This window comes from Mesorhizobium sp. M0145 (assembly GCF_040322355.1).
Taxonomy (GTDB): domain Bacteria; phylum Pseudomonadota; class Alphaproteobacteria; order Rhizobiales; family Rhizobiaceae; genus Mesorhizobium.
In genome coordinates this window covers 394,786-412,988 of sequence record NZ_JAMYTK010000001.1, presented here as the reverse complement: position 1 = coordinate 412,988, position 18,203 = coordinate 394,786, and the positions used below count along the sequence as shown (strand labels likewise).

Sequence of the window (18,203 nt, the reverse complement as noted above, 5' to 3'; positions counted from 1 at the left end):
CGCAACAGCCTCTCCCCGTTTGCGCGGGGAGAGGCTAAGGGTGAGGCTGGAGCCGACTTGCCCGTCATCGCGTCGGCAGCCGTCGGGCGCGTTTCGATATGAGATATGAGGATTTCCCATGCCCTATGTCCCCGCCGAGAACCGCTACAAAAAGATGATCTACAATCGCTGCGGGCGCTCCGGCTTGAAGCTGCCGGCGATCTCGCTTGGGCTGTGGCACAATTTCGGCGACGACACGCCGCATAGAACCAAGCAGGCGATTACGCGCAAGGCCTTCGACCTCGGCATCACGCATTTCGACCTCGCCAACAATTACGGCCCGCAGCCCGGCTCGGCGGAGCGGGCGTTCGGCGAGATCCTGCGGAAGGACTTTGCCGGCTATCGCGACGAGCTGATCATCTCGACCAAGGCCGGCTACGAAATGTGGGCAGGGCCTTATGGCGAATGGGGCGGCCGCAAATATGTGCTGGCCAGCCTCGACCAGAGCCTGAAGCGGATGGGGCTCGACTATGTCGACATCTTCTATTCGCACCGCTTCGACCCCGACACCCCGCTGGAGGAAACGATGGGCGCGCTCGATCACGCGGTGCGCTCGGGCAAGGCGCTCTATGCCGGCATTTCCTCCTACAATTCCCAGCGAACACGCGAGGCCGCCGATATATTGAAGCAGCTCGGCACGCCTTGCGTGATCCATCAGCCGAGCTATTCGATGCTCAACCGCTGGGTCGAGGATGACGGCCTGCTCGATACGCTGGAGGGGCTTGGCGTCGGTTGCATCGTGTTCTCGCCGCTGGCGCAGGGCATGCTGACCGACAAATATCTCGGCGGCATCCCCGATGGCAGCCGCGCCAGCCAGGGCAAGTCGCTGCGCCCGGCATTCATCAACGACAAGTCCGTCGCCAATATCGAGGCGCTGAACGCCATCGCCCGTCGCCGCGGCCAGACGCTGGCGCAGATGGCGCTGGCCTGGGTGCTGCGCAGGGGCAGGGTGACGTCGGCGCTGATCGGCGCCAGCCGGCCGGAACAGGTCGAGGATTGCGTCGGCGCGCTTGAGGCGCTCGACTTCAGCGATGCAGAGCTCGCCGAGATCGACAGCTTTGCCCGCGAGTCGGACATCAATCTCTGGGCGGCATCGGCCGAGCGCAAGGGTCCGCCAAGGAAGTAGGCGACTTCGGCATCTGGTCGCCGAATGAAGGCTTAGATACGCATTCCAAGGAAGGTCGTTACGATCGATTCGGGGTTAGGCCATGAATCAGGAAATCCGGCTTTTTGGCGCCATTGCGGTCCGCCCCGCCGTCGTTGCGCTCATACCTCGGTTCGAAGCGGCCACGGGATTCACAGTTGCGGTCAAGTGGGAGCTCAATCCGACCGTAAAGAAGCAGATTGAGGCTGGGGAAGCTTTTGACCTCGTCATCACCAATCCGAACCTGGTTCAGGATCTGGCTGCCTTGGGAAAGGTCAAGGCGGGGAGCCAGGTAGCGTTCGGCCGGATAGCAATGGGGGTGGCGGCCAAGGCTGGCAGTCGACCGCTCGACATCGGGTCCGTGGAAGCATTCGAACAGGCGTTGAAGAGCGCCAGATCGATCGCCTACGCCAGTGAAGGAACCAGCGGTGGCTACTTCTCCGGTTTGCTGGAACGTTTGGGGATAGCGGATGAGGTGAAGCCCAAGCTGGTGGCCATACCAGGAGGGCAGACAGCGCCGGCCGTGGGACGTGGGGAAGCCGAGTTGGGGGTCGTTCCCGTGACTTCGATTCTCGCGGCCGCTCCCGAGGTCATGCTTGTCGGTCGGTTTCCGGAAGAACTCCAGAGTTACGTTGACTTCGCCATTGGCATCAGCGCCGATTCAACGGACGCAGAAGCTGCCAAGCAGCTGTCGGAATTTCTGATGTCGGCAGCCGTTGATGACATCCTGGCGGCAAAGGGTGTCGAGCGCCGCTAAAAGCGTGCTTGATAAGCAGCGCTGGGAATCCCCTTCTCAAACACGCTCTAACCTTCGGCTGCCTTGAGGTTCCGCGCGGCTTCCTCGAGCGTCGCTCTGTCGTTGCCAAGCCTGTCGATCAGCTCTTGCGCCTGATCACCGGTTATCCCGGTGCGCATCGCCAGTGCCTCGACCGTCAGAACGTCGGAACTGGCGATCGTTCCAGTGGGACCGTGCTCGGCCGCGCCATCATCTGCGGGCACCGTTGTCGCGTCGTCGAGGTCAAGCTCATGTTTCGCCTGCTGCCAATGACGCTCATGTGCGCCGTGCGGGCGGCCCTCGCGCACCCAGATTTCATAGGCTCGCTGCCGAATTTTTTCATGCCGATCGTCGTCCATGGCGGTTCCTCCCTTGTGGCGTTTTCACCAACGCGGGGAGCGCCGGAACGATCCGATGTTGATGCCGAATTCGCAGACATGCCGGACAAAAGCCGGTTTCTCACCGAACAAACACCGGACATACGCGTTTTGCGGAGGAACCTGCACAGTGGGCCGGCCGTTGAGCCGAGCCTGAGCAAAGGAGATTACAATGGCCGACGAACCGAACGAATCCGCAGCACCGAAGATGACTCAACGTGAAGCTCAGGAAGCCCTGGAGAAGCAGGTCGCGCAGCTGAGGCGCGAGATCAACAAGATCAACCGAACCTTGGCCGAACGCGCGGAAGAGGCGATTGAGGACGCCGGCGATTGGTATGGCAACGCTGCTGAGCGCGCCTCGCGGACGGCACAAGCCCTGCGCAACAGGGCGCAGACAGTGTCCGGGGTTGTCCAGGAGAATCCCGGCACAATATCGTCCGCCTTCATACTCGGAGCGGCCGTAGGGGCGCTACTGGGCCTCGCCTTGGCCGCCACAGACCAGCGCCGCGATCGCTGGTTCTAGTCCCAACCTAAGGTTCCGGGCCGAAACGGCGGGATTGCTCCCGCCGTCATTCAGCAAATGACACCGGTCAGGGCGTGGCGGGCTTCTGCGCCGTGCCGAGGGCTTTGGGCGCTGCCGGCGCTGCCGTCTTCATCTTCTCTTCGATCCAGCCGGTGTAATTGGCCAGCCGCGTGTAGATGCCGTAGGCGTTCTTGTGGCCGCAGGCGGTGCTGCCGTCGGCCGGACCTTCGCCCCAGCTGACGACGCCGACCTGCACCGGGCCATCGGCGCCGGTCATGAATAGCGGTCCGCCGCTGTCGCCGTTGCAGGCGTCGTGCTCGCCGCTTGCGGTGCCGGCGCAGATCATGTTGCCGGTCAGCGGATCGGCCATGTCAGCTGCAATCGCGTTGGCGGCCGCCTCGATGCCCCTTTCCGAGTAACGCATGCGGCGGGCGAGCTCGCCGAGCGCTGCCTTCAAATCATGCGCATAAATCGCCTTGATGCCGCTGTTGCAGGTTGCGTTCGGCTGGAGGTCCAGGTCGGCGACCATCAGCGCGGTGGGAAACGCTCCGTCCTGCATCTTGCCCCAACCGGTGACCGTCGTCTTACCGGTGTCCGGTGTCGGCTCACGGGCAATTTTGATGGTCGGAGCATCGGCCGGCTCGGCCAGCCGGATCAAGCCGAGATCGTTGTCCAGCGTCTGCTCGCTATAGCCCTCGTTGACGATGATCTCCGCCGCCTTGTAGCGCTTGCCCTCGCTGAGATCGGTGGCGCCGGTGAGCACGGTGACCATATCAGGCGAAATCGGCTCGCCGTCGTCATTGAGGCAGTGCGCCGCCGTCAGCACCCATTGCGGCGCGATCAGGCTGCCGCCGCAGAACTGCGCATTCGCCTGCGAGGCCGGGCTTTTGTCCAGTCTGTTGGTGGTCAACAATGCCACCTGGAACGGGTAAGCGCCCTTCTCGGCCTCTTTGCCGCCGTAGACGCGATCGGCGCCGTCGGGGTTCTCCGCCTTGGCCTTGGCCCTGGCCTCGGCCACGCGTTTCATCGGCGAGATCGCCGCCTCCGGCCGCGCGGCCGCGTCCGTGGCATGAACGGAATTGACGGCCGGCAAGGCCGCCGCGATGCCGAGCAGTGCGGCGGCGGCAATCGGTCTGAACCTATGGATGATCTTCACCTCGAACCCCCTGAGACGATGTTCCCGACAGGTCAGTCGCCGACGCATGATCCACTGAAATGGAACCGGCCGGTGAGATCATGCTCCACGGCGAAGCATGATCCGTCACAAAGCCGAGCACCATTTCTGCTAGTCGTGCTGTCGAGCCAAACCCGCCCAAAATCCTATAGCCCCCCACGGGCTATGTGGAAGCAATTTGTCGTTGCCAATGTTGGATTATTTTAGGCAGTATACCGTTGCAGGCATTTTTGGCGGGGACCTAAACTGGCTGCACTGAATAATGGCCCGGTAAAGGCACCGGTAACCAATTTCATTTTTCTGCGCCACCACGATCTCGACAATATTTCTGTATCTTGATCCAGTCCTTGCTGACTTTTGGGAGAGTCTCACCATGACAAAACTGACACAGTGCATTATTGCGTCCGCGTTGCTTTCCACCGCAATGTGGGCGGTTCCTGCCTTGGCAGCCGATCCAGGTTCCGCCAATGCCGGCAACGGCGAAAGCATGCGGGATGTGACATCGGGCGATTACAAGCCTGGCCGGGCGAAACCGATCGCCCCGCCGAAACTGACCGAGGACGAGGCCAACCGCGCCGCGCCGCTCACCGACGAAGCAACGGCCGTCAAATCCTATGGCATCGTCGGCCGCTCCGCCGATGGCAAGGACATCAAGATCGATCCGAACGAGACGCTGAAGGACCTTGTCATCAAGGAAATGAACGCGCCCGCCGAGGGACAGAAGTCCGAGAATTCCGGGCTGAGCGGAGGCGAAGAGGCCGGCCGCCAGGTGTTCGGGACGGACGACCGGGAGCAGATCAAGAATACCAAAACCTACCCGTTCACCGCGATCGGCTACCTCGAAGGCAAATCGAAGAGCGGCAGCTATGGCAGCTGCTCGGCGACGCTGATCGGCCCGCGCACGGTGCTCACCGCGGCGCACTGCCTCTACAGCCACGAAGACAAGGCCTGGCTGGACGATATCCTGTTCGTGCCGGCTCTCAACGGCAAGACTGCCGACGACGCACCGTTCGGCGCCTTCACCTATGAAAGCGCCTATATCGTCCAGGGCTTCATCGACAATTACCAGGGCTTTTACGGCTCGGTCGTGCCATGGGATCTCGGCATCGTCACCTTGAAGCAGGATGTCGGCACCAACCTCGGCTGGCTGGGCTATGCCAATTATGTGGATCTCGGCGATTTCACCGCCAACATCGTCGGCTATCCCGGCGACAAGCCGATGGGCACGATGTGGAAGGCGACCTGCGAAGTGCTCGCCGAACACATCGCCACCGAGTATTTCCAGTACGACTGCGACACGTATCCAGGATCGAGCGGCAGCTCGGTCTATGCCTACGACAATGGCTCCAAGCAGCGCGTCATCACCGGCGTGAACGTGGCCGAGAGCCCGGATGCCAATACCGCCGTGCGCCTGAACGCCATCAACGTCCAGTGGATCAACAGCCTGTACAAATAGGCTTGCAGAATTTCGGCCGCGATCGTCGCGGAAAACCTGCCGGCGGCGGAGCATTTCCGTCGCCGGCTTCGCATTTTTCGGGGATTATCTGGACTGGGCCGAGGGTGGCGCCTGGCGGACATAGTTCTCGATCGGCTGGGCGAAAGTCGGTGAACCGGCCTTGCGCTCCTTGTCGATATAGCCGGCAAAATAGCTCCAGAAGGAAGCGGCATAGTCGCGGAAATAGGAGTCGGCGACCTCACGCGAGCACAGCCTGCCTTCGACGCAGAAGGAAAGGCGGTTGAGGAAATAGACGATGCGGTCGAAATTGTCGCTGAACTCGGCAAGCGGCATGTCGCCGCCGGTTGCGCTCATCGCTTCGATGCCGATGCGCTGTCTGAACACCTGTTCCTCGGTCGGCGTCGGATTGGCACTGAGCAGATTGCCGTATTTGGCGTTGAGCGCCGCCAGGCGTTGCTTGAGGGCCCGTTGCGCCTGCTGGTAATCCTTGCTTTCCCAGAGCTCGACCAGCGACATCGTTTGCTCGACGCGCTTCTGCTCCTGGTTCGCCAGGAACTGGTAGACCGAAAAGATCAAGGTGAAGATGATCGCCAGGCGCACCAGCAATCCGGACCAGGCATAGACGAGCATGCGCCAGTCGCGATCGGTGAACGGGTTCGCCTCCTTCTTGACCTCGTGATTGCTCACCCACGGCAGGCCTTCGACGGTTTCCGGCAGCGACACCGGCTTCTTTTGCGGTACCGGCGCCGTCACTGCCTGCTGCGTTGCGTTGCCCCCCGCTTTCGTCATCCGCAGCTGTCCAGTTCTATGGTGGCGGACGGGTCGAGCACGATGCCCGGCGCCTCCAGCTTCTTCTTCAGGCAATCCAGCTGCGTGCGCGAAACGATGAACTGCACGTCAGGCGCCACCTGCGCCTTGCTCGGCGACGGCAATGGTTCGACCACGCCGCGCGAGGCGCAGCTGCTGAGATCGACGACAACGGCGGTGTTGCCGGTTTTGGCGATCCGGTCGTACTGGTCGAGAAAGCAGCTCGCCAGTTCGGAGTTGATGACGACCTCCTTGGCGCAGAGGCCGCAAGCCTCGTCCGCCGAAGCATTGGCGGCCAGCAACAGCCCGGCGACAAGGCCGGCGGTTGTTGCGCGCCACGAAAATACGATCCTGTTCACGAACGCCCTCATCCGTTCCGTTCGGCCGCCGGCAGCGGCGGTCGAAGAATGTTCATTATCAGCCGATTAGGCAAGAGGCCCGGCCGGGCACCTGACCCCGCCTCAGGCGCGCGGCACCGTCTCCATCGGGAAGATCATCACGGCGCCCTTCGATCCCTTGTCGTCGGTGAGCCGCATGGCCGAACGCGTCGCCGGCGCCATGCTGATATCGGCCAGCATGTCGGCGAAGCTTGGCTGTCCCAGTCCGCGCGTTACCGAGACAACCCCCTCTTGCGCCAGGAAGCTCAGATCCTGCTTCTCGCTCTGCGGCGGCGCCTCGGTCAAGACGGCGATCATCCGCTCCATGCCGAAGCTGGTGTCGGTGAATTTGAACAGGCCTTCCTCGAGCACGGCGCCTTCGGTCAGGCGCTCGGCAAGAAAATGCTGGATGGAATAGTCGGAGCCGACGTAGAGCACGTTGATGTCGACCAGGTTGGTCGAACCGTTCCTGGCCAGTACGTGGACCTGATCGTCGGGCGAAACACGCGGCACCGTCGACGGTTCGATCGGCTGCAGCGTGTCGCTGTCAAAACGCTTGATCCGGAACTCGACGCTGACCTCTTCCGGCCGATAATCGGAAGCGGCGGCCAGCCTCGACAGGCCGATGGCGCGGAAGATTTTCGTCAGATTCCCTGCGGCGGCCTCGATCAACTTTTCGCGGCCGTCCGGATGAATGACGATCAACGGCGGCTTGTTGCCGTCCTTGAGCGTCATGTCGCCCGAAGCCGGCAGGAACCACAGCGCCGGCGCGTCGGTGGCATCTTCTGCGGCGCCGGCAATGGCGTTCTCGCGCAGCACTGCGAGACGCAGATCTGCGCTCCTGCCCGGCTCGACCAGCGCGATGTGGAACCCTGAGCTCTCCCTGGCCGCCAGTTCGTCGAGAACCGAGTTCGCCAGCGCGGCCTCTTTCTCGAGGCCTTTGGCCGCTGCCGGCCGCGCGACCACGAGCTTGTAGTCGACGGCGAGCTCGGCCAGCCGCGCATAGGCATTGGCGGGGATGTCGGCCAGCTTGAGCGCCGGCTTGCCGCCGAACTCGACCGGCTTGACCCGGCTTTCCAGGTTTTTCGCCGACTGCACCTGGAGATAGCCAAGCGCCTCGGACAGCGGCGACAGCGCCGACGGCAATATTGCGAGCCTGCTGCCCGGGGTGAGGCGATGCAGCAGTCCGGCGCCGATCGTGGCTTTGTCGTTCTCGATGACGATCGGCCATTGCATGACCGCGTCGGTCTTGTCGGTGCCGAAGACGCGGGCGTCGAGTTCCCCTTCGAACAGCGGCGTCGGCCGGGTGCGGCCGTCCGCCGAATATTGCTGCAGCACGGCCTGGCCGAGCTGGCGGTAGGTGATGTTGGGGTTCTCGGCCAGTTTCGACAGGATGGTGAAGGTGAACAGCCCGAAACGCGGTGCATCGGCCGTGCCCTTGGGCAGCGGCATCTCGGGCGTCGTCTCCACCGTCTGCGCCGCGTAGAAGGCGACCAATTTGCCCTTGGTGGTCGGCTCGGCGCCGGTCGGCGTCAGCTTGAAGGCCGGCTTGCGCTGCCCGTCCTCGTCAAAGCCGCGCGGCGCGGCCGACGCAATCTCGTCATAGGCTTTCACCGCAGCCGCCCTGGCAGCGTCGTCGCCGCCGACCAGATCGGCGAACTCGACCTTGCGTTCCAACTCGTCGTCGACCTCGGCGGCGCGCGTCGCAGTGCCGGAATGGCAGCAGTCGAACACGGCCCAGATAAAGGCGCCCTTGTCGCGAATAGCGTCGAGCGCGGTGCCGATCTCGTTGTCGACCAGCGCATTGGGCACGCCCTTTTCGCGGTTCACCCATTTGTCGATGTCGGACGGCAAGAAAATCTCGTCGAGGCCGTCCGTCTCGTCGCCCTTGTTCGCTGCCGGCTGCTGCGCGCCGTGACCGGACAAATGCAGGTAGACGAAATCGTCGCGCTGGACCTTGGCGGCAAGATCGGCCAACGCCGCCTTGATCGCCGCATGTGTCGGCGGTCCGTTGGCGCCTTCGACATCCTTGGCGAGCAGCGTGACGTTTTCGGCCAGGAATTTTACCGGCGCGGGCGTGTTCCCCAGGAGGTAATCGCGCACCAAGCCGGCATCGTTTTTCGGTCCGATCAGCCAGTTTTTCTTCGGCAGGTTCGGGTAATCGGTGCAGGCAACAAGCAGCGCATGGTAGGTGCGCGCCGCTGCGAATGCCCGAAACGGCACCAGGCCGGCAGCGGCCAGCGCGGACGTGCCGGCAAGCAGCGTCCGCCGCGTCACTTTGATCATGATTGCTTCCCCAAGCCCGATCGAATTTCCAAGCACGGCCAGCCTGGCCGAGGATTTTGTCAGTATTTTGAATATGGCGCCGCCGGCCAGCCGACCACCGGCTGCGAATAGAAACAGTAGCAAAAATGGCAGTTCGTCGCTATCTCAGTGGAAGAGGTCCGACTGCTTGCGAAATGGCAGCGATCGGCACGGAGCGGCTTGGAACAGGATCATGGCGGCAAGGGATGTACTGACGAAGAACCAGCTTTGCGTTCTCGAGAAGCTCGAGGCCGCCAGCGGCCCGCTCAGCGCCTATACGTTGCTCGACCAACTGCGCGAGCGCGGTTTTCGCGCGCCGCTGCAGGTCTACCGGGCGCTCGACACGCTGGTGAAATCCGGCTTCGTGCACAGGCTCGAAAGCCTCAATTCCTTCGTCGCCTGTGCCGAGCCGCACGACCACAGCCATTCGATGACGGCGTTTGCCATCTGCGACACCTGCGGCCAGGTGACTGAGTTCTCCGACCACGATGTCGGACACCGGCTCGACGAATGGGTACGCTCGACCGGCTTCGCCGCCAAGAAGGCGGTGATCGAATTCCGCGGGACTTGTGCGAAGTGTTTGGCCGAGGCGGCTTGAAGCCCTGTTAGGCCGCGACATAGCGGTGGCGACCCTTTTGATGTCGGCGGGACAGCGCCCCCCTCTGTCCTGCCGGACATCTCCCCCACACGGGGGGAGATCGGCCATTATCCCCGTTTTCGCCGATCTCCAACGGTGCAAGATGGTATGCAGCGCCGAAGCTGCCAATCTCCCCCCTCGTGGGGGAGATGTCCGGCAGGACAGAGGGGGGCGCGAAAGATCGCTACAGATCGCAATTGGTCGGCCGCGGACGTCCGCACGCTAATGCGCCTCTTCCCAGTTGTTGGCGGCGCGGGCGTCGACGTGCAGCGGCACCGACATCGACACCGCCGGCATGGCGGCGTTCTCCATGACGTGGCACACGACCGGGATCGTCGCCTCGACCTCGGCTTCGACGGTCTCGAAAACCAGCTCGTCATGCACCTGCAGCAGCATGCGGGCAGAAAGCCTGGCTTTTTCCAGCGCCTCGTCCATACGGATCATGGCGCGGCGGATGATGTCGGCGGCGGTGCCCTGCAGGCGTGCGTTGATCGAGGCGCGCTCGTTGAACGCCCGGACCGAAGGATTTGACGATCTGATTTCCGGATAGTGGATGCGGCGGCCGAAAATGGTCTCGACGAAGCCGTGCTCGCGGGCATAGGCCTTGGTCGCATCGATATAGTCGCGGATGCCGGGGAAGCGCTCGAAATATTTCTTGATGTAGTCGCCGGCTTCCTCGCGCGCGATCGACAGCTGGTTGGCGAGGCCAAAGGCCGAAATGCCGTAGATGATGCCGAAATTGATCGCCTTGGCACGGCGGCGCACTTCCGAAGGCATGCCCTCGACCGGCACGTTGAACATTTCAGACGCGGTGATGGCGTGGATGTCGGCGCCATCGGCGAAGGCCTGCTTGAGCTGCGGGATTTCGGCGACGTGGGCCAGCACGCGCAATTCGATCTGGCTGTAGTCGGCGGAAACCAGCTTGTTGCCCTTGTCGGCGATGAAGGCCGTCCTGATCTTTCGCCCCTCCACGGTGCGTACCGGAATGTTCTGCAGATTGGGATCCGAGGACGACAGCCGTCCGGTCGTCGTCGCGGCAAGCGCGTAGGAGGTGTGGACGCGCTTGGTGTCGGGATGGATGAAGCCGGGCAGCGCATCGGTATAGGTCGATTTCAGCTTGGTCAGCTGGCGCCAGTCGACGATCTTACGCGGCAATTCGTGGCCTTCGGCGGCGAGGTCTTCGAGAAGCTGCGCCGAGGTCGACCACTGGCCGGTCTTGGTTTTAGAACCGCCGGGCAGACCCATCCTGCCGAACAGGATGTCGCCGAGCTGTTTTGGCGAGCCGATGTTGATGCGTTCGCCGACCAGCTGGTAGATCTCGTCCTCGAGCCGTGCGGCACCCTGTGCCAGTTCTCCGGAGAGCCGCGACAGGATCTGCCGGTCGACGGAGATGCCGCGCTGCTCCATCCGTGCCAGGACCGGCACCAACGGCCGTTCAAGCCGTTCATAGACCGAGACCAGGCCCTTGGCGGCAAGCCGTGGCTTCAGCACCTGCCAGAGCCTGAGCGCGACGTCGGCGTGCTCGGCCCCGTAAGCCGTCGCCTTGCCGAGGTCGGCCTGATCGAGGCCGACGAAGCTTCTTCCCGAACCGGCCAGTTCCTTCAGCGGAATGGTCGCGTGGCCGAGCCATTTATCGGCCAGCGCCTCCAGGCCATGGCCACCATGAGTGCCGGCCTCAAGCACGTAGGAGATCAGCATGGTGTCGTCATAGGGGCCGATCTCGATGTCGTGACGGCTCATGACGACAAGGCGGTATTTCATGTCGTGCACGATCTTGAGGACGGATTTGTCCTCGAGCAGCGGCTTGAGCAACGCCAGCGCGTCGCGGACCGGGATCTGGTTTTCGACCGCGCCGCCGCCGAGCAGGTCGCCATTGCCGTTTTTATGGGCGAGCGGCACATAGGCGGCATGGCCGGGCGCGACGGCCATGGCAAGGCCGATCAGTTCGGCCCGCATCGGATCGGGCGAGGAGGCTTTAACGTCGAAGGCGACGATGCCTCTCTCCATCGCCTCGGCGATCCAGACCTTCAGCGTCGCGGCGTCGCGGATGCAGGCGTAGGCGCTGGTGTCGATCTTGCGGGCGGTGGCAGCCTCCAGGCGAAGCGCCGAAAGCAGGGATGGGGTGTCGCCTTGCTTGGCTGCGGCCGGGGCTTCGAGTGCCGCTTCGTCCGACGGCGGTGCGCTCTCGGCGGCCGCGGGCAGGCCAAAACCCATATCCGGGCCATGCGCGGTATCGGCACGCTCTATGGTGACGGGGGTGGCTGGAACGTCGCCCGCGTCGGTTCCCGTCGCTTCGGCCACGCGGCGGGTCAGCGTCGAGAATTCCATGGTCTTGAGAAAGCCGATCAGCCTTGGGCCGTCCGGCGCGTGCAACACGAACTCGTCGAGCCCCCCGGTCAGCGGCACGTCGTTCTTCAGCGTCACCAGGTCACGCGAGATGCGCGCCTTGTCGGCATTGGCGATGATCGATTCGCGCCGCTTGTCCTGCTTGATCTCGCCGGCGCGGGCGAGCAGCGTGTCGAGGTCGCCGAACTGTTCGAGCAATTGCGCTGCCGTCTTCGGCCCGATGCCGGGCACGCCCGGCACATTGTCGACCGAATCGCCGGTCAGCGCCTGCAGGTCGATCATTTTTTGTGGCGGCACACCCCATTTCTCGATCACCTCGGGAACGCCGATCTGGCGGTCCTTCATCGGGTCGTACATGGCAACCGTTGGGCCGACCAGTTGCATCAGATCCTTGTCGGAAGAGATGATGGTGGTGTCGGCGCCGGCTTCGCAGGCAAGCCGGCAATAGGTGGCGATCAAATCGTCGGCCTCGTAGCCTTCCGTCTCAAGGCATGGCAGGTTGAAGGCCCTGGTCGCCTGGCGGATCAGGCCGAATTGCGGGATCAAATCTTCCGGCGGCGCCGAGCGGTTGGCCTTGTATTCGGGGTAGAGGTCGTTGCGGAAGGTCTTCGACGAATAGTCGAAAATCACGGCGAAATGCGTCGGCACGATGCCGACATCGGTGTTGCGGGCGTCCTGCGTCAGCTTCCAGACCATGTTGCAGAAGCCGAGCACGGCACTGGTCGGCAGCCCGTCGGACTTGCGGGACAGCGGCGGGAGCGCGTGATAGGCACGGAAGATGTAACCGGAGCCGTCGACAAGGAAGAGATGATCGCCTTTTTTCATGGCACGAGGGATAGCGCGGCGCAGCGCCGCGGTCCATGCCAAAGGCGGCTTCCGCCAAGGGTTCCGGCAACACCCTGACAAATGGCGTGCGAGCTTGGCCTGCCATGGCGGCCTGGCCGGAGCTTTGTTCGCTCACGCCTATGTTACAAAAGTGTAATTTTTGTGCCCTTGAATCGCCACGTTCGCAGACACAGATAAACGCCATCGGCAGTTTTCGCCGAAGTCCGGAGCAAGGCCCGTCCCCCGCCTATCCCGGACACTTGCGGCAGCCTATCCCCCCTCTCCGGGCTGCCGCATCGTTTCGAGTAAGGCCGCCGTGGTTCCCCCTCCACCACGGCGGCATTTTTTTGCCTTTCGACAAGATCCTGCCTTGTGGCCTAACGGTCGCGGGCTTTCCGTTTCGCCGTATGGGCTCTAGATTCGCCGCCAGAATCGAAAGGCCCCGCCAGATGTCAGCAGTTTCCCCCGTCCTCGACCGCCTCGACAAGAACTTCGACCAGAGCCTCGAACGTCTGTTCGGCCTGCTCGGCATCAAGTCGATCTCCACCGATCCGGACTACGCCGCCGACTGCCGCAAGGCAGCCGAATGGCTGGTCGCCGAGCTCAAGCTGATCGGCTTCGACGCCAGCGTGCGCGACACGCCGGGGCATCCGATGGTGGTCGCGCATCACGATGGGCCGGCGGGCGCGCCGCATCTGCTGTTTTACGGCCATTACGACGTCCAGCCGGTCGATCCGATCGAGCTGTGGGAAAGCGACCCGTTCGCGCCGGCGGTCAAGGAGATCGAGCCCGGCCACAAGGTGATCACCGGCCGCGGCGCGGCCGACGACAAGGGCCAGCTGATGACCTTCGTCGAGGCCTGCCGCGCGTGGAAGCAGGTGCATGGCGGATTGCCGTGCCGAATCACAATCCTGTTCGAGGGCGAGGAGGAGTCCGGATCGCCGTCGCTGAAACCGTTTCTCGAGGCGAACGCGGATGAGCTCAGGGCCGATTTCGCGCTGGTCTGCGACACCGGCATGTGGGACCGCGATACGCCGTCGATCTGCGTCTCGCTGCGCGGACTGGTCGGCGAGGAGATCACGGTGACGGCCGCCGACCGCGACCTGCATTCCGGGCTCTATGGCGGTGCGGCCGCCAATCCGATCCGCATCCTGGCAAAGATCCTGGCCGACATCCACGATGCGGATGGCCACGTCACCATCCCGGGTTTTTATGACGGCGTCGAGGAAACGCCGTCGCAGATATTGCAGTCGTGGCTGTCGCTCGGCGAGACGGCCGAGACCTTCCTCGGCCCGATCGGCCTGTCGATTCCGTCCGGCGAAAAGGGCCGCTCGCTGCTCGAGCTGACCTGGGCGCGACCGACGGCCGAGTTCAACGGCATTATCGGCGGCTATACCGGCAAGGGCTTCAAGACGGTGATCGCCGCGCAAGCCTCGGCGAAAGTCTCCTTCCGCCTCGTCCACAAACAGGATCCGGAAAAAATCCGCGCCGCCTTCCAGGCATTCGTCAGGGAGCGCGTTCCGGCCGACTGCTCGGTCGAATTCCACCCGCATGGCGGCTCGCCGGCAATCCAGCTTTCCTACGACTCGCCCTTCCTGGCCAAGGCCAAGCAGGCGCTGTCCGACGAATGGCCGAAGCCAGCGGTGGTGACCGGCAGCGGCGGCTCGATCCCGGTGGTCGGCGATTTCCAGACCTATCTCGGCATGGAATCGCTGCTGGTCGGTTTCGGTCTCGACGACGACCGCATCCACTCGCCGAACGAGAAGTACGAGATGAGCTCCTTCCATAAGGGCCAGCGCTCCTGGGCGCGCATTCTCGAGGCGCTGACACGCTGAAATTGCGCCAGACTCAAGTTTTTGTTGATTTTTCGCCGGATCGCGGCAAGGACGGGCACGGTCCGTCGCGCATCGCTGCACGGGGCCGCGACCGGAGAAGACGATGAGCGACATACGTTTCCACAAAAACGATCTGCCCGGCCTGCTGCATTACGATGTCGGGGCGGTCGCCATCGACACCGAGACGCTGGGGCTGAACCCGCATCGCGACCGGCTCTGCGTCGTGCAGATCTCGCCGGGCGACGGCTCGGCCGACGTCATCCAGATCGCGCCCGGCCAGAAGAAGGCGCCGAACCTCGTCAGCCTGCTCAAGAACCGCAGCATCACCAAGCTGTTCCATTACGGCCGCTTCGATCTGGCCGTGCTCTACAATGCCTTCGGCGTCATGCCGGAGCCGGTGTTCTGCACCAAGATCGCGTCGCGGCTGACGCGCACCTACACCGACCGGCACGGGCTCAAGGACATCTGCTTCGAGCTTCTCGGCGTTGGCCTGTCGAAGGCGCAGCAATCATCCGACTGGGCCGCCGAGACGCTGTCGCCCGAGCAGCTCGAATATGCCGCCTCCGACGTGCTCTATTTGCACCGGCTGCGCGACGTGCTCAGCGCGCGTCTGGCGCGCGACAACCGGACCAGGGAGGCCGATGCCTGCTTCCGCTTCCTGCCGACGCGTGCGAAACTCGACCTGATGGGCTGGGATGAAGAGGACATCTTCGCCCACAGCTGATGGCCTTCTGGCACTTTAACGCCGTCGGCCGGGAGGAATTGAAATGGCTGCCCGAAAATCAATCGAAACGGCACCGAGGGACGGCTCCAAGGTCACCGTCTACTGGCAGGACAGCGACGGCGTGATGAACGAGAGCATCGCGCAATACCGTTCGCTCGACCGGCTGAAGGCGGCCGGCGGCGACTGGGACGAAAGCGACGCCGGCTGGTGGGCCTATACGGACGGCCATACGCAAAGGAAGATCGAGCCGATCAGCTGGCGGCCGGCCTCCGACGATGCGGATGCCGACGACTGAGGGTTGTCGCAACCGCCGAACTGAAGTGATTATTCTTAGGCAAAGCAAATTTTGTTCTTGCTTTGTGCCTGCAGCTATGCTACTAATTTCGCTATGGTGCTCATTGGCTCCAACGACCCGCCCGCCGAGGCGGGTTTTTCATTTCCGGCTTTGGCGCTGTCGCGGGCCGCAGCCGTTCGGCAAGCGACTGAATACAGTTTATTTCGATTTTTCCCGACTTAACCCGCCTTTAAACCGCCGCATCTAGTCTTCAACCCCAACGCCATAGGCATGGGGAAGACAGCACAGCGCATGGCGAACCGGAAAGACAGCCGCATCGAGCCCAGCTTCGAGGCATCGCCGGGGGCGAGATCCTCGGCCGGTTTTTCGGTAAGCGAGGAGGACCGCGTCGTGCCGAGCAACCGAAAAGCCGCTGCAAAGCGCAAATCGTCCAAGGTCAAGCCGCCGCGCGGCGGGCGCGGCAAAAGCCGGCGCGGCGTGTTCGGCGTGCTTGCCCGGCTGTTCTACTGGTGCTTCGTGCTGGCCATCTGGGGCGGCATCGCCACTGCCGGCATCGTCGTCTATTACGGCGCGAAAATGCCGGCGGCCACCACCTGGGCCATTCCCGACCGCGCCCCCAACATCAAGATCGTCTCGGTCGACGGCCAGCTGCTTGGCAATCGCGGCATGAGCGGCGGCGAGGCCGTCGGCCTGCACGAAATGTCGCCCTATATTCCCGAGGCCGTCATCGCCATCGAAGACCGCCGTTTCTATTCGCATTTCGGCATCGACCCGATCGGCCTTTCCCGGGCCATGGTGACCAATGTGCTGGGCGGGCATTTTTCGCAGGGCGGCTCGACGCTGACCCAGCAGCTGGCCAAGAACCTGTTCCTGACGCCGGACCGCACGCTGGAACGCAAGGTGCAGGAAGTGCTTTTGGCGCTGTGGCTGGAGCACAAGCATACGAAGGACCAGATCCTCGAAATGTACCTCAACCGGGTTTATTTCGGCTCTGGCGCCTATGGTGTCGAAGCGGCCTCGCGCCGCTATTTCGGCAAGAGCGCGCGTGACGTCACGCTGTCGGAGGCCGCCCTTCTCGCCGGCCTGCTCAAGGCGCCGTCGCGGCTGTCGCCGGCGCGCGACCCGAAGGCGGCCGAGCAGCGCTCGCAGCTGGTGCTCGCTGCCATGCGCGACGAGGGCAAGATCAGCGCCAAGGAGCAGACCACGGCGATGAGCGCGCCGGCGACACGCGCGCCGTCCTACTGGACCGGCTCGGAAAACTACGTCGCCGATACGATCATGGAAGAACTGCCCGACCTGATCGGCGACGTGCGCCGCGATATCGTCGTCGACACGACTGTCGACCTGACGCTGCAGAAACTCGCCGAGCAATCGATCCGCCGGCTGATCGACCAGAGCGGCAAGAAGCTCAATGTCAGCCAGGGCGCGCTGGTGTCGATCGACAATTCCGGCGCGGTGCGCGCGATGGTCGGCGGTTACGACTATTCGACCAGCCAGTTCGACCGCGCCTCGGAAGCGCGCCGGCAGCCGGGCTCGGCGTTCAAGCCGTTCGTCTACATGGCGGCGCTGGAATCCGGCCGCACGCCCGACAGCGTGCGCAACGACGCGCCGATCAAGATCGGCAACTGGACGCCCGACAATTACGGCGGCAAATATTTCGGCAAGGTGACGCTGGCGACGGCGCTGGCAAAATCGCTGAACTCGGTGGCCGCGCAGCTGACCATGGAAGTCGGGCCGAATGCGGTGGTCGAGGCGGCGCACCGCATGGGCATCCAGTCCGAGCTGACGGCCAACACTTCGATTGCGCTCGGCACCTCGGAAGTGACGCCGCTGGAACTGACCTCGGCCTATGTTCCCTTTGCCAATGGCGGTTACAAGCCGGACATCCATTTCATCCGCCGCGTCACGACGAGCGACGGCAAGGTGCTCTACGAGAACAATGGCGGCGGCGCGCCGCGCGTCGTCAAGCCCGATGTCGTCGGCATGATGAACTCGATGATGACCGGCACGGTCGAGATCGGCACCGCCAGGAAGGCGGCGTTCGCCTGGCCGGCAGCCGGCAAGACCGGTACCAGCCAGAACTCGCGCGACGCGTGGTTCATCGGCTATACCGCCAATCTCACCACCGGCGTCTGGTTCGGCAATGACGACGGCAGCGCGATGAAGAAGGTCACCGGCGGCGCACTGCCGGCGCAGGCCTGGCATGAGTTCATGGTCGCCGCGCATGAGGGCGTGCCGGTGCGGCCGCTGCCCGGAACCTGGAAGTCGACGCCGCCCGACACCATCGTCCCGGACGACATACCGTCCGACACGCCGCCGCCGGCGCCGGTCGCTTCCGTTGGCCAATCGGCGCCGCCTGTGGCAGCCACCCAGTCGGCTTCGCGACCCGTGCGTCCTGCCGAGACGGTCGATGCCGGCGGCCTGGCCATGCCGGGGGTCGACAGCGCCACCGGATCGATCAAGCACCCGGTGCCGCCCGGCAATGTCGGCGGCCCGGTCAAGAAGCGGCAGACGTCGATCCTGGACATCCTGACAGGCGGCTGAACAACAGGCCCCCTCGCCACC

General features: G+C 63.6%; 15 protein-coding genes. 9 read left to right on the top strand and 6 right to left on the bottom strand.

From position 1 onward, the window contains the following. Nucleotides 1–118 precede the first annotated feature (118 nt). Nucleotides 119–1,165, top strand: a complete 1,047-nt coding sequence (gene mgrA / locus NKJ28_RS02105; RefSeq protein ID WP_352633785.1) for an L-glyceraldehyde 3-phosphate reductase — start codon at nt 119–121, stop codon at nt 1,163–1,165. Between the two features lie 82 nt (nt 1,166–1,247). Continuing rightward, a complete protein-coding gene (locus tag NKJ28_RS02100; RefSeq protein WP_352568257.1) occupies nt 1,248–1,940 on the top strand; it encodes a molybdate ABC transporter substrate-binding protein in 693 nt (230 codons plus the stop codon). A gap of 47 nt (nt 1,941–1,987) precedes the next feature. Here NKJ28_RS02100 and NKJ28_RS02095 read toward each other — a convergent pair whose 3' ends face one another. Then, nucleotides 1,988–2,317 (bottom strand): DUF2934 domain-containing protein, encoded by a 330-nt coding sequence (locus NKJ28_RS02095; RefSeq protein WP_352577436.1) that lies wholly within the window; start codon nt 2,315–2,317, stop codon nt 1,988–1,990. Nucleotides 2,318–2,507: 190 nt separating this feature from the next. Here NKJ28_RS02095 and NKJ28_RS02090 point away from each other — a divergent pair, with 190 nt between their 5' ends. Beyond that, on the top strand, nt 2,508–2,858 hold the full coding sequence (locus NKJ28_RS02090; RefSeq protein ID WP_023675228.1) for a hypothetical protein: 351 nt from the start codon (nt 2,508–2,510) through the stop codon (nt 2,856–2,858). 67 nt (nt 2,859–2,925) lie between these two features. On the opposite strand, the gene NKJ28_RS02085 is transcribed toward NKJ28_RS02090, so the two are convergent. Further along, complete coding sequence (locus tag NKJ28_RS02085; protein WP_352633783.1) at nt 2,926–4,014, bottom strand: S1 family serine peptidase; 1,089 nt, start codon at nt 4,012–4,014, stop codon at nt 2,926–2,928. A 391-nt stretch (nt 4,015–4,405) separates the two neighbouring features. Here NKJ28_RS02085 and NKJ28_RS02080 point away from each other — a divergent pair, with 391 nt between their 5' ends. Then, the gene (locus NKJ28_RS02080) at nt 4,406–5,488 is read left to right on the top strand and encodes a trypsin-like serine peptidase (RefSeq protein ID WP_352456782.1); all 1,083 of its coding nucleotides are present in this window, start codon (nt 4,406–4,408) and stop codon (nt 5,486–5,488) included. A gap of 84 nt (nt 5,489–5,572) precedes the next feature. On the opposite strand, the gene NKJ28_RS02075 is transcribed toward NKJ28_RS02080, so the two are convergent. The 3 genes from NKJ28_RS02075 to NKJ28_RS02065 form a co-directional block, all read right to left on the bottom strand. Continuing rightward, on the bottom strand, nt 5,573–6,277 hold the full coding sequence (locus tag NKJ28_RS02075; protein WP_352448354.1) for a DUF4760 domain-containing protein: 705 nt from the start codon (nt 6,275–6,277) through the stop codon (nt 5,573–5,575). Continuing rightward, nucleotides 6,274–6,654 (bottom strand): hypothetical protein, encoded by a 381-nt coding sequence (locus NKJ28_RS02070; protein ID WP_352568253.1) that lies wholly within the window; start codon nt 6,652–6,654, stop codon nt 6,274–6,276. Before NKJ28_RS02070 ends, NKJ28_RS02075 begins: the two co-directional genes overlap by 4 nt. Before the next feature lie 102 nt (nt 6,655–6,756). Next, nucleotides 6,757–8,958, bottom strand: coding sequence for a caspase family protein (locus NKJ28_RS02065; protein ID WP_352633780.1), 2,202 nt, complete (start codon nt 8,956–8,958; stop codon nt 6,757–6,759). Nucleotides 8,959–9,169: 211 nt separating this feature from the next. Between NKJ28_RS02065 and NKJ28_RS02060 the strand changes: the two genes are divergently transcribed. After that, the gene (locus NKJ28_RS02060) at nt 9,170–9,574 is read left to right on the top strand and encodes a Fur family transcriptional regulator (protein ID WP_023675234.1); all 405 of its coding nucleotides are present in this window, start codon (nt 9,170–9,172) and stop codon (nt 9,572–9,574) included. Nucleotides 9,575–9,835: 261 nt separating this feature from the next. On the opposite strand, the gene polA is transcribed toward NKJ28_RS02060, so the two are convergent. After that, on the bottom strand, nt 9,836–12,784 hold the full coding sequence (polA, locus tag NKJ28_RS02055; protein ID WP_352634306.1) for a DNA polymerase I: 2,949 nt from the start codon (nt 12,782–12,784) through the stop codon (nt 9,836–9,838). 449 nt (nt 12,785–13,233) lie between these two features. Between polA and NKJ28_RS02050 the strand changes: the two genes are divergently transcribed. From NKJ28_RS02050 to NKJ28_RS02035, 4 genes are all read left to right on the top strand, one after another. After that, a complete protein-coding gene (locus NKJ28_RS02050) occupies nt 13,234–14,619 on the top strand; it encodes a M20/M25/M40 family metallo-hydrolase (protein ID WP_352633778.1) in 1,386 nt (461 codons plus the stop codon). Nucleotides 14,620–14,722: 103 nt separating this feature from the next. Then, nucleotides 14,723–15,343 (top strand): ribonuclease D, encoded by a 621-nt coding sequence (locus NKJ28_RS02045; protein ID WP_023675237.1) that lies wholly within the window; start codon nt 14,723–14,725, stop codon nt 15,341–15,343. A 43-nt stretch (nt 15,344–15,386) separates the two neighbouring features. Beyond that, the gene (locus NKJ28_RS02040) at nt 15,387–15,638 is read left to right on the top strand and encodes a hypothetical protein (protein WP_023675238.1); all 252 of its coding nucleotides are present in this window, start codon (nt 15,387–15,389) and stop codon (nt 15,636–15,638) included. A gap of 291 nt (nt 15,639–15,929) precedes the next feature. Next, a complete protein-coding gene (locus NKJ28_RS02035; protein WP_352633776.1) occupies nt 15,930–18,182 on the top strand; it encodes a transglycosylase domain-containing protein in 2,253 nt (750 codons plus the stop codon). Nucleotides 18,183–18,203 lie beyond the last annotated feature (21 nt).